Here is a 12092-nt window from a genome sequence, read left to right as displayed (position 1 = left end):
CATCGGGCCAACCCGGGACATAGAACGTCTTAGGGCGTTCCGAGCCTTTACGGACTCGAACAGCGTCCCGTAGGACTGTCCGCAGAGTACGCCCGCAAGCTGGGGAGATCCCGGGAATTGCAGCTCTAGGGATGCTATCGCTCCGCGCGGCCGCCAGGGAGCGGGAGGGAGCGCCGGCGTCGTTCCGAACGTGTCTTGGGTGCTAGTTGTCCTGCAGGAGTTCGAGATCTTCCTCGTCGTCGACGTCTTCGCTTTCGTCCTCGTCATCTTCTTCGTCGATGACCTCAAGGGGCGTCACTTCGCCATACGCTTCATAGAGGGAGTCGTCGTAGACTTCAAAAGCATCGGCGACGGCGAAGAAGGCCGCTTCGACCGCGGGATCCCCGTCTCCCCGCCGCGCCGCGGCAGCGGCCAGGTGTTCTTCGAGGGCGGCGGTTAGGGACTGAAGCGCGACACGCGGATCGATGCTCATGACTTCACGTTAGCCCGAAAAAGACGAAAATGGAGAGCAATGAAGGAACATTTTCTGAGCAGCTCGGTCCGTCGGGAGCGGGACTACGCACGTCAGTACGAGTACCTCGTGCTGACGGTCAGCCCTGAGGATTCGCTGCCCGAGGCCCGCCGTATCCTCGCCGCACACTCCGAGTACGGCAAATGGGAACTCGAGCGCAGCGTCCTCTATGTCGGCGGCGGACGCCGCTTCTGGCTCCGCCGGAAGGTCATCCAGGTCCAACGGACCGTGTAGGCCGCGCTGGCGATCGTCTAGGACTCCAGCGGGCCAAGCCAGGCGTTGGCCACGGTATTGTGCGCGGACTCGTCGTCGGACGGATGGAACATTCCGGCCAGCACGTCCCGGTAGAGCCGTTCAAGCTCGGAACCACGGAAATAGCTCGAACCGCCGGAAACCCTGATCGCCAGATCCACGACGGTGCGCGCGGTCTCGGTGGCGCGCACCTTAACCCCGACGAGCTTCGGGAACCACTGGTGGCCGTGGTCCGCGAGGGCATCGACGTCGGACGCCACGGTGGCGAGTTGCGGGTAGAGCGCGTCCATCGCCATCGCCGCTTCCGCGACCTTCCAACGGATGTCGGGATCCTGGGCGTAGCTGCGGCCCCCGTTCTTGAACGAGGTGCGGCGCTTGACCGCCTCGACGCCGAGTTGCAGCGCCCGCTCCCCGATCCCCGTATAGACCGCCGCCAGGAGGGTCTCGAAGCAGGCGAAAATGGCGAAGATCAGCGGATCTGCGTTCGGGCCTACGGGGAGCTTGCGGAAGACCCGCTCCGGCGGCACCACGGCGCCCTCCAGCACCGTGGTGTTGGACTGGCTGGCCCGCATTCCCAGGGTGTCCCAGTCGGGCAGGATTTGGTAGCCCGGGGTCTCACGGTCAATGAAGCCGTGCACCAGTTCGCCCTCGCCACCGCGCGCCGCAGCGTCCTTGCCGAAAATTCCCAGCCGGGTCCAGGCCGGAGAGAGGCTGGTGAAGATTTTCCGCCCGGTAAAGCCGTAGCTTCCGTCCGGCAGCGGCGTCGCCTCGGTCCTCGAGTCGAAGAGCACGGAATCGTTGCCCGCTTCGGAATTGCCGAACGCGAAGATCTCGCCCTCCGCCGCCTCCTGCAGGACGAAGTCCAGCGAGGAGTCGCCCCGTGCAGCCAGGACGTGCGCGACGCCGGTCCACACCAGGTGCATATTAATCGCCAGCGCGGTGGCCGGGGCTGCCGTGGCCAGCCGCCGCTGCAGCTGTGCTGCCCCGGAGAGCCCCAGGCCCAGGCCGCCGTCGGACACGGGGACGAAGATCTTCAGGTAGCCGACGTCCGCAAGCTCGCGGAGGTCCTCAGTGAAGAACGCGTTGTCCCGGTCATAGCCGGCCGCGCGGGCGCGGATCCGCTCCAGCAGGGCGTCGGGGAGGATGTCTTCGGGCGTCATGTCTGTGGGGGCCATTCCTTTGAGGTGCCTCTCAGTAGTTGCTCAGGAGGGTGTTCAGCACGCGGGAGYCGAACTTCAGCGAGTCGGCCGGAACCCGCTCGTCCACTCCGTGGAACATGCCGGTAAAGTCCAGCTCGTCCGGGAGCATAAGCGGCGCGAAGCCGTACCCGGTGATGCCGAGCCGGCTCAGGGCCTTGTTGTCAGTGCCGCCGGAGAGCGTGTACGGCAGGACCTTCGCGCCGGGGTCCTCGGAGTGCAGCGCGTCGATCATAGAGTCCACCAGGTTGCCGGCGAACGGGACTTCGAGCGAGACGTCCTGGTGGACGTAGCTGACGTCCACGCCGGTGCCCGCCAGTTCGCGGACGATCTCGAGGACCTGTTCCTGCTGGCCGGGCAGCGTCCGGCAGTCCACCAGGGCTTCGGCCGATTCAGGGATGACATTGTGCTTGTAGCCGCCCTTGAGCAGGGTGGGGTTGGTGGTGTTCTGCAGGGTGGCGCCGACAAAGCGGGCAACGGTGCCGAGCTCCTTGAGGATCTTGTCCGGGTCGTCGGGGTCGAATTCGACGCCGGTGAGTTCCGTCACACCGTCGAGGAACTGCCGGGTGGTGGGTGTCAGCTCCACCGGCCACCGGTACTCGCCGATCCGTGAAACGGCGCTGGCGAGCCGGGTCACCGCATTGTCGGTGTTGATCTGGGAGCCGTGGCCGGCGCGGCCGTGGGCCACCAGCCGCAGCCAGGAGAGGCCCTTCTCCGCGGTCTGCAGCAGGTAGGTGCGCTGGCCCCCGATCGTGGCCGAGAATCCGCCGACTTCGGAGATCGCCTCGGTGGCGCCCTCGAAGAGTTCGGGCCGGTGTTCAACGGCGTAGCCGGCGCCGTACTTGCCGCCGGCCTCCTCGTCGGCGAAGAAAGCGAAGATCAGGTCGCGCTTGGGCTTGCGGCCGGTGCGGGCGAAATCCCGCAGGACGGAGAGGATCATGGCGTCCATGTCCTTCATGTCCACGGCGCCGCGGCCCCAGATCAGGCCGTCCTTGAGTTCGCCCCCGAACGGGTCAACGGACCACTGCTCGCGCAGCGCCGGAACGACGTCGAGGTGGCCGTGGACCACCAGGGCGCTGGCCGAGGGGTCCTCGCCCGCCATCCGCGTGACTACGCTGGCGCGGCCCGGCGCCGATTCGAAGATTTCGGCGTCCAGCCCGACCTCGGTGATGAGGCCGGCGGTGTACTCCGCTGCGGCCCGCTCCCCCGGCCCTGAACCATCACCGTAGTTGGACGTGTCGATCCGGATCAGTTCCTGGCAGATCCGGACAACCTCATCTTCGGGCCGAACGTCAGTCATATCGCTCCTCGTGGCAGTGGCTGTGTATTGGCTTCAGCCTACCCACTGGCCCCGATTATTTGTTTCCGGAATCTTCGTGCTAGAGTCTTTCTCGCTGCTTCCGAGAAAAGCAAAACGCTGAAAGGCGAAATTGTTCCCGGAAATACCACCTGCGCGGGTGGCGGAATGGCAGACGCGCTAGCTTGAGGTGCTAGTCCTCGAAAGGGGGTGGGGGTTCAAGTCCCCCTCCGCGCACATGGGAAAACCCCTGGAATCCACGGATTCCAGGGGTTTTTTGTGCTTAAATAGCTGTCCGCTGGCAAGGTGGCCCGAGGATGCATGGCGAGGCGTCCACCCGACCAGGGAAACGCCCGCTGGCTCGGGCGCATTTGTCGTCAGAAACCGACGCGGACACCGGCAGGCGACGAAGGCGTTTGCCAACGCCGTCGAGGCGAAGCCGCCGGATAGATTCCCGACCGCCGTCGACCAGTCCCGGCTATAGTCAGCACCACTGGCTGTGTACGATACTGGTCATTGCCTGAGCCGTGGCAGAGCTCCGATGACGCCGAAGGTCTCGGCGAATGTGGCGATTATCGAGGGAGAGCAAACATGTCCGAACCAGGTCAGGCTCCGAGAGCCAGACGGCGCACCACCGGCATCGTAGTCGCCGCCGTCGCGCTGGCGTCCCTGGTGGTTCTGCTGATTGTCACGCAAGCCAGCCCCAGTGCGGGCCGGCCCGACGCTCAGGGCAGTTCTTCGCAGGCTGGCGCGCTCCCGACGGCGTCCGCTTCTGCCGCTGCGGCCGCCAAGCCTTCGGCAGACCCGTCGGCCAGCGCTACACCCGCCGTTGCTGTTCCGGCCCCGGTGGCGGCGTCGGTGGCGAAGAACGCTGCCGCGTACGTGGGCAGGACGGCCGCGGTGCTGGCCAAGGTGACCCCGCCGTCCAAGGCCGAGCTTTCCGCGGTGGCCACCGGCTCCGCCTACGACTCCCTGATGGCAAGAACCACCGAGTTCGAGGCCAACGGCTGGCACCTCGAGGGCAAACCGAAAGTAGTGTCAACTAAGGTGGTCCGCTACCAGCCGAGCGCAAAGCCGCCGACCGTCACCCTCAACGTGTGTATCGATTCCTCGGCTGTTTCCGTGCTGACGAAGGCCGGAGTGACGGTCCAGAAAGGCAGCGCCAAGGACCGGTCCTTGAACGTCATGACGCTGGTGCAGTCCCCGATGCGGACCTGGCTCGTCAGTGAAGTGACCTTCCCGGACAACCCGGCTTGCTGATTCCCTGAGCCGTCCGACGGCGGAGCACCCTGCCCTGCGTCAGCCCCCGCGGTCCAGGCTGACCGACCGTACGCTCAACCGCCGGGCAGTCCGGGACGGCGACACACTCCCCCAGCCGCGCAGAAAAGGACCCGCCGGCCGCTGATACAGCAGCCGACGGGTCCATCTGGTGCTCATAGCGGGGCGTGATCCCCCGCTGCGGCTCAGGGCTGTTTGGTCATCGTAGCCTTGAGATCGAAGCTGACATCGGGTGTCGAGCGGTAGTTCAGATGGGTTTCCACCGCGATGGTGTTGATGCCTGCCACCAGCACGGACAGCGGCACGTCGATGGACAGCGGCGCCGCGTTGGCTTTGGCTGTGCTGATCGCGGTTGACGCGTACGTTGAGAACGTCACCGGCCCGGCCGGCATATTCTGCCGGGCAACCTCCGTTCCGTTGACGTACACCACCACCCCGTCGTCAGCCACAGTGTTCAGCGTCAGCTTCGAGACCTTGGTGAGGTTGTCCACATTGAACTGATTGAGGAAGTAGGCTGCCAGCGGCCGGCTGCTGGTCGGTGGCGGCACATCGATGTTCGTTCCCAGGCCTGTTGAGCCGAACCCGAGAACCGCATTGCCGATCTTCCACGAGGAGGCATCAAACCCGTTGTTCTTCCACGCGGCATCCGGCGCCGTTGAGGCGTAGCGCCAGCTCCAGGGAGACTTCGCCGGCACCACGGCCACATCCACCGGCCCGGTCACCGAGGTGACTGTCACCGGAGCCGTTGCCACACCGGTTGCGCCCTTGTTATCCGTAGCCGTGAGCGTGACCGTGTACGTCCCAGCGGCGGCATAGGTGTGCGTGGCCGTGATACCTGTCCCGGTGGTGTTGTCACCATAATTCCAGGCATACGATGCCACCGTCCCGTCAGGATCGGCCGACGTGGACCCGTCCAGCGCAACCCCCAGTCCCGAAACCGTCGAGGTGAATTTGGCGACCGGGGCCTGGTTCGGCAACGTCCCGCCGACCGTTGCAGTGGCGTTCAGGTCGAAGCTGATGTCGGCCGTAGCGCGGTAGTTCAGGTGCGTCTCGACGGCGATCGTGTTGGCACCGTTCCGAAGCAGGACCACCGGCACATCCATCGTCACCGGGCTGGCCGCGGCCACCGAGGTGCGAGGTGCGCTCGATGCGTAGGTATTGAAAGTCACGGTGCCGGCAGGCATATTGCTCCTGCCCACCTCGGTTCCATTGACGTACACCACCACGCCGTCGTCGGCGACCGTCTTAAGCGTCAGCTTGGAAACGCTGGCTGCGTTATCCACCGTGAACGTCTTGATGAAGTAGGCAGCAAGCGGTCGCGTGCTGGTTCCGGTGCTGACGTCGACATTAGTACCCAGGCCCGTGGAGCCGAAGCCCAGGACGCCGTTTCCGGTCTTCCAGGACGAGGCGTCGAAGCCTTGTCCCTTCCAGCCGGTGGGAGGCGCGGTGGCTTCGTAGCGCCAGCTCCATGCGGATTTGGCCGGAACAGCAACCACGTCCACCGGTGCCGGCGCCGTCACGGTCACCTGGTCCGTCTTCTCACCCGTCGCGCTCTGGTTGTCGGTCACGGTGAGCTTCACCGTGTAGGTTCCGGCAGCCGCATACGTGTGGGTCGCCGTCGCACCCTGACCAWTGGACCCGTCTCCGAAGTCCCAGGCGTAGGAGTCAACCGTGCCATCCGAATCCGAGGAGCCGGACCCGTCCACCGTGATGCCCAGATCCTTCACCGTCGAAGTGAACGATGCCACCGGCACCTTATTCACCGGCGGCACGGTGGTGCCGAGTTCGTGGTGCTTGGCCACCTGCGCCGCCGTCAGTGCCGACGGGTAGACGGCAGCCTCGTCGAGGGTGCCGGCGAAGAACGAACTGCTGGAACCCCAGGTCGTATCGCCGCCGATCCGCCAGTAGCCCGTGTAGTCCTGGGCCGCCGTCTGCGGATTGGTTCCCACCTCGGCACCGTCCACGTAGAGGACCATGCCGTTGGAAGACTGCGTGGCCACCACCGAGTGCCACAGCCCGTCGTTGTAGGCAGCAGGCGTGGTGATCGTATTCATTTGACCTGTCCACGTTCCGAACACCAAATGGCCGTCATCCTGCATGTACACATGCCGGTCGTAATTGTCCGAGGTTCCCGTCGCGCGATTTCCGAACCCGATCAGCTTCCCGCCCCGGGTGGTGGTGGTGTTGAACCAAACCTCCAGGGAGTAGGTTGACGGATTCGTGAAGGAGCTGCGGCTGGCGACCAGGCCGGAGTTGCCGTCAAAGGTGGCCGCGGTGCTTGCCCCTCCCGCCAGCGCCCCGGCAGCTCCCAGGGTGACGCCGCCCGAGTAGTCTCCGGCGCTGCCGGCCGGGCTGGAGTCCTGCGCGGTGGTGCCGTCGCTTTCACCCACCCGGTAGTACAGCGTGGGGTTATCGCCGTAGATGGCGGCCCCGTAGGCATCCGCCGGTGCTGGCCGCGTGATCGCCACCGGGTGGCTGACGGAGGATGTCAGTCCAAGGTCGTCGGTCAGGGTCAGTGTGACCTGGTAGGTGCCGGCCGAGGGAAAGGCGTGGGTGGTGGTTACGCCCGTGCCTGTCGTGCCGTCGCCGAAGTCCCACGCGTAACTGGCGATGCTGCCATCATCGGTGGAGCCGGAGGCGTCCAGAGCCGCCGAGTCCGCGCTGACCGCAGAGCTGAAGGACGCTGCCGGAGCCAGGTTGCCGCCGCCGAGGTGGTAGTGCTGGGCCACCTTTGCCGCCGTCAGTGCCGCCGGATAGACGGCCGCCTCATCGAGGGTTCCGGCGAAGAACGGGCTGCTGGAACCCCAGGTCGTGTCGCCGCCGATCCGCCAGTACCCGGCGTAGGGCTGGGCCTGGGTTTGCGGATTCGTCCCCACTCTCGCACCGTCCACGTAAAGGGCCATGCCGTCGGAGGACTGCGTGGCCGCCATCAGGTGCCACTTGCCGTCGTTGTAGGCGACGGGGCTGGTAATGGTGTTCGGCTGGCCAGTCCAGGTGCCGAACACCAGCCGGCCGTCGTCCTGCATGTACACGTGCCGGTCATAGTTGTTGGAGGTTCCGGTTGCTTGGTCCCCGAAGCCGATCAGCTTGCCGCCCTGGGTGGTGGTGGTGTTGAACCACAGCTCCAGTGAGTAGGTGCTGGGGTTGTCGTAGCTCTTTTGGCTGGCCACCAGGCCGGATGTGCCGTCAAAGGTGGCGGCGGTGTCCGGCAGGCCCGGCAGTCCCCCGGCGGAGCCGAGGGCCACGCCGCCCGAATACGTCCCCGGGCTATCCGAGCTGCCTGAATCCGCCGCGGTGGTGCCGCTGCCGTCGCCCAACCGGTAGTACAGCGTGGGATTCTCACCGTAAACGGCAGCTCCGTAGGCATCCTTCGGGGCAGGCTGCACAATCGTCAGCGTCTTCGTCAGGCCCGCTCGTTCGCCGCCGTTGTCGGTGACCACCAAACGGACCTGGTAGGTCCCGGCTGCGGCGTAGGTGTGGCTGACGGTGGCGCCGGATCCGGTGGTGCCGTCGCCGAAGTTCCAGGCATAGTCGGCAATACTCCCGTTGTCGGTTGAAGCCGAGGCGTCGAAGGTTTCGATCCAGCCGTCGGCGGCGGAGGTGAAGGCGGCCACGGGYGAGGGATTTCCACCGCTGGTGACCACCGCCGGCGAGCTGGCGGAAAGGTTGCCGGCGGCGTCCACCGCCCGCACGAAGAACCGGTTTTCCCCGCCCTTCGGGACGGTCATGCTCGTCCCGGTGGTGGTGGCGACAACGCGGTCGTTACGCAGGATCTGGTAGGAAACGCTGCCGCTGTTGTCCGTAGCGGCGCCCCACGTCAGCTTCACCGTCGTGGATCCGTCCGACGACGGCGTCACGTTGGCTGGGGTGGTAGGGGCGGTCGCGTCCGTCTGCGGGAATCGCGCGAAGCCTCCCGCCCACCTCGACACCGAAGTTCGCGTTGCCGCGGTGGCTATGTCTCCTCCTGCCCACAAGGTGCCATTGCTGTCCACCACGGACGCCCACACACCTTCCGCCTTCTTGGCACAGGTGATGGTCGGGCTGAAGGTGGGGACAATCTGGCCGGTCCCCGCGTCCCACGCGCCGATATAGCTGAAGGCGTCGGCTTCGGTCCAGCCGGTTCCCACGTCCGGCCAGGTGAACGCGTTGGAATAGTTCCAGTCGTGGCCGTGCGAGCCGGCGTAGAGCATGCCGGTCGGGCTCGACGTCATCGTCTGGAAATCGCCGTGGTTCTTGCCAATGTTGCCCGAAAGCCGATCAAACGTCGAAGGGGAGAAACTGAAGAGCCCGTGCTCCGAGCCGCCAACCCAGACACGGTCACCGACGGCCCCCACGGTCTGCTGGTAATCCTTGGGGGCACTCCAGACCGGGTTCCACGCCGGGGTGGCCAACGGGGCGCCGACAACGGTCTGCACGGCGGCAGCCCTGCGCGCAGTCATCCCATTGGCGTTGGAAAAGAAACCTGCGGCATAGACCCGGCTCCCGTCCGCGGACGGCGAGATGCCCATGACAGTCCCGTCCATGTTGGGGTTCCAGTCCGGGTCCGGTGTGCCGTCGGCCAGTGACACGCGGCCCAGGTCCCGCGCATAGGTGACCGCGGTCGGCTGGCTTCCTCCGCCGAGGTGGGTAAAAGCACCGCCCAGATAGAGCCACTTCCCGTTGACGGCCATATCCGTCACCCTCATGACGTCCCCTACGATGCGGTCTTCCACTACCGCCGACCAGTTCGTCGCCGTGGCACCTGTTGTGGGGTTGAGTGTCACGAGGGAGGGCGACGGTGCGCCGTTCACGGTGGTGAATGTGCCCCCGGCCACGACGTTGCCATTGGGCAGCACTGCGAGGGACATCACGGAGCCGTCAAACTTCGGGGCGAATCCAGGCAGCAGTTGGCCGGTAGTGACGTCGAATGCCGCCAGGAACGCCTGGGGGACCTTATCCGCCCCGGTGGAATTGGCGGTGCGCTGGACGGCGGTGAAGTTGCCGCCCACGTACATCGTGTTGCCGCTCTGGACGAACGCCTGTGACAGCACGTCGCCTTCGCGCTTCGGGGTCACCGGATCGGCCAGGCCCCAGGGGCTGTCCAGCGCCAAGGACGCCGCGACCGGCGCATTCGTTTTCACGGCGCTGCCGTTGTCACCGATGCGCGTGAACCCCGCGTCCAGGGAGGTAAATTGGGGACGGAGATACATCTCCGTGTAGGGACGGGCGGAGCCCTGCCCGTCCGTGGCCGACCACAGGTAGCTGGTGCTGCTGCTGGTGCCCGCGACTGTCGGGCCATAGGAGAAGCCCTGGGTGTAGCCCTGTGCCTGGTCCGTCAGCGAATTCGTGTAGATCCGCTGGTAAGCATCGTCGGCCCCGAAGTTGGACGTCAGCCCTCCGCCGCCGCGCACGCCGTTGAAGGAATACCAGGCCACCTGGTGCTCCGCGCTGAACGTCCAGACCCAGCGGTCTTGCTTATTCGTATTGAAGCGGGCTTCCTGCCACTGCGTTCCGTCCGCATTCATGGCTCGTTTGAGCCGGATACCGTCGGCCAGGGCGTCCGGACGTCCGCCGTTGAGTAGAGCCTCCACCACAGTGGCCGAGTACTGCGTCGTCGCTGACGACATAGGGCTCAGTCCGGCAGTGCGCAGCGCCGACGGCGAGCCTTTCCCGTTGTTGTTGACTACCCAGCCTTCCCGGCCCTTGCCGACCAGGACCCAGCCGCCGCCGTCGGTGGTCATGTCGCAGTAGAACTGGGCGGGGGCATCCATGGCCGGCGTCAGCAGCCAATAGGTGCCGTCCGCGGCTGCGGGGTTGTCCTGCTTGATCTCCCAGCAGGAGGCCGCGGCCGTCGCTGCCGTCGATCCATTCCGCACCACCACCGGCGCCGCCGAGGCCGGTGACGGATTGGCCACCAGGGTCGAGAACACTATTGAAGCAATGGCCAGCGGGCCAACAATTTTTGAAACAGCGCGCGCCCTCGACACAGGGAGCCCCCTTAGAAAGAGACCGGAATGCGCCAGGAAGAGGCGCATGCTTGAAGACCAGGCACTCCTCAGAGTCGAAGAGTGAAGCAAGAGTATGACGCCGTGACCGCTAAAAGTAAGGCGGATTAAGGCATCCGGCTACCCGAATCCTGTCCGTCGCTACCCGTCAAATCTGCTGCACTACTCGCCCCCGGCGCGGCGCTACCCGAGCGGGGCGAAGGGGAGCCGGCAGGTCGCCTCCGGATGCCGTCCGGGCCGCCATGAAGGCGTTACTACCTATAGACCGGTCCGCACGCTGGTGCTAGTTGTAGAGCCAACAAAGCCGCAGCATCAGCTGACAGAGGGAATGGAAACAATATGAGGCCGCACCGCAGTACCTCCGCCCGAACCCGCCGCCGGCAGTCCGGCATGGCGACGCTGCCGGCCACAGCAGCCGCCGGCAGGGCCCTTGGCGGACGGGCAGGTAGCGGACGGGCACTTGCTGGCGCGGCACTTGCTGGAGTGGCTGCGTTGGCCCTGGCATCCCTTCTGGCGGGGTGCGGCGGCAAACCGGCCGGGTCCGAACCGGGAGCGGGCGGCACCCCCGCGGCCATGGCGGCGGCGACCAAGCCGGCTCACGTGTTTGTCATCAACTTGGAAAACACCAGCTACGACCGGGCGTGGGGCGCGGAATCGCAGGCGCCGTACCTGTCGCAGACGCTGCGGCAGCAAGGCGTTCTCCTGACGTCGTATTATGCCGTGGCGCCGAGTTCGCTGCCGAACTACATAGCGCAGATCTCGGGACAGGGCCCCAACCCCAAGACCATGCATGACTGTGCCGTTTACCACGAATTTACTCAGACCGGCACGGCGTCCTACGGCCAGCTTGCCGGCTTCGGCTGCCTCTACCCGGATAGTGTGCCCACCGTTGCAGGGCAGCTGAGCTCAGCGGGGCTGTCGTGGAAGGGTTACATGGAGGACATGGGCACCGCGTGTCGGCACCCTAAACTGAACGCCGCAGACACCACCAAGACGCCCAGGATCGGCGACCAGTACGCCACCCGACATAATCCGTTCGTGTACTTTGCTGCGATCACCGATTCCCCCGATTGCGCCAAGAACGTCGTGGACCTGACCGGGCTGACCGCGGATCTGAAAGCGGTGGAAACCACCCCTAATCTGTCCTACATCACGCCCAACACGTGCAACGACGGACACGATTCCCCCTGCGTCGACGGGGTGGCAGGCGGTCTGGCCACGGCTGATGCATGGTTGAAGAAGTGGGTTCCGGCGATCACCTCCTCCCCTGCTTTTATGGCGGACGGGATGCTGGTCATCACCTTCGATGAGGGCGACAAGGAGGAAGGGGAGAACATCGATCGGGGGGCCCCGCTGCAGGCAGTCTTCGGTGCGGGAGGGGGGAAGGTTGGTGCCCTGGTGATCTCGCCCTTCGTGCGTCCCAATACCTCGTCCGACACTCTCTACAACCACTACAGCCTGCTTGCCAGTATCGAGGACACGTTTTCCCTGCCGCATCTTGGTATGGCGGGGGTTTCCGGATTGAACCACTTCGGCACCGACGTCTATAGCGCCACCCGATAGCCGCGGAGTGC

The 12092-nt window shown here is 65.6% G+C and carries 7 protein-coding genes and 1 tRNA gene; 4 read left to right on the top strand and 4 right to left on the bottom strand.

The window, feature by feature from the left end; all coding sequences use genetic code 11:
• Nucleotides 1–202: 202 nt before the first annotated feature.
• Complete coding sequence (locus AC1DGE_RS01235; protein WP_175323663.1) at nucleotides 203–472, bottom strand: hypothetical protein; 270 nt, start codon at nucleotides 470–472, stop codon at nucleotides 203–205.
• Between the two features lie 39 nt (nucleotides 473–511).
• Here AC1DGE_RS01235 and AC1DGE_RS01230 point away from each other — a divergent pair, with 39 nt between their 5' ends.
• On the top strand, nucleotides 512–745 hold the full coding sequence (locus AC1DGE_RS01230; protein WP_175323664.1) for a DUF5703 family protein: 234 nt from the start codon (nucleotides 512–514) through the stop codon (nucleotides 743–745).
• 17 nt (nucleotides 746–762) lie between these two features.
• Here AC1DGE_RS01230 and AC1DGE_RS01225 read toward each other — a convergent pair whose 3' ends face one another.
• Both AC1DGE_RS01225 and AC1DGE_RS01220 read right to left on the bottom strand, forming a co-directional pair.
• On the bottom strand, nucleotides 763–1923 hold the full coding sequence (locus AC1DGE_RS01225; protein ID WP_476916736.1) for an acyl-CoA dehydrogenase family protein: 1161 nt from the start codon (nucleotides 1921–1923) through the stop codon (nucleotides 763–765).
• A gap of 31 nt (nucleotides 1924–1954) precedes the next feature.
• A complete protein-coding gene (locus tag AC1DGE_RS01220; RefSeq protein WP_476916735.1) occupies nucleotides 1955–3259 on the bottom strand; it encodes a M20/M25/M40 family metallo-hydrolase in 1305 nt (434 codons plus the stop codon).
• A 151-nt stretch (nucleotides 3260–3410) separates the two neighbouring features.
• Between AC1DGE_RS01220 and AC1DGE_RS01215 the strand changes: the two genes are divergently transcribed.
• Nucleotides 3411–3493, top strand: a tRNA-Leu gene (locus tag AC1DGE_RS01215).
• Nucleotides 3494–3847: 354 nt separating this feature from the next.
• Nucleotides 3848–4516, top strand: coding sequence for a hypothetical protein (locus AC1DGE_RS01210; RefSeq protein ID WP_476916734.1), 669 nt, complete (start codon nucleotides 3848–3850; stop codon nucleotides 4514–4516).
• Between the two features lie 203 nt (nucleotides 4517–4719).
• On the opposite strand, the gene AC1DGE_RS01205 is transcribed toward AC1DGE_RS01210, so the two are convergent.
• Nucleotides 4720–10428 (bottom strand): PKD domain-containing protein, encoded by a 5709-nt coding sequence (locus AC1DGE_RS01205; RefSeq protein WP_476916733.1) that lies wholly within the window; start codon nucleotides 10426–10428, stop codon nucleotides 4720–4722.
• Between the two features lie 573 nt (nucleotides 10429–11001).
• On the opposite strand from AC1DGE_RS01205, the gene AC1DGE_RS01200 reads away from it, so the two are divergent.
• The gene (locus tag AC1DGE_RS01200; RefSeq protein WP_476916732.1) at nucleotides 11002–12081 is read left to right on the top strand and encodes an alkaline phosphatase family protein; all 1080 of its coding nucleotides are present in this window, start codon (nucleotides 11002–11004) and stop codon (nucleotides 12079–12081) included.
• Nucleotides 12082–12092: the final 11 nt, after the last annotated feature.

This window comes from Arthrobacter sp. 05N425, assembly GCF_056397125.1.
This window is presented reverse-complemented; position numbering and strand designations above follow the sequence as displayed.

Excerpts from the sequence above, each read along its gene's own strand:
- AC1DGE_RS01210 (WP_476916734.1), top strand. The coding sequence starts at position 3,848 with ATGTCCGAACCAGGTCAGGCTCCGAGAGCCAGACGGCGCACCACCGGC.
- AC1DGE_RS01235 (WP_175323663.1), bottom strand. The coding sequence starts at position 472 with ATGAGCATCGATCCGCGTGTCGCGCTTCAGTCCCTAACCGCCGCCCTC.
- AC1DGE_RS01225 (WP_476916736.1), bottom strand. The coding sequence starts at position 1,923 with ATGACGCCCGAAGACATCCTCCCCGACGCCCTGCTGGAGCGGATCCGC.
- AC1DGE_RS01230 (WP_175323664.1), top strand. The coding sequence starts at position 512 with ATGAAGGAACATTTTCTGAGCAGCTCGGTCCGTCGGGAGCGGGACTAC.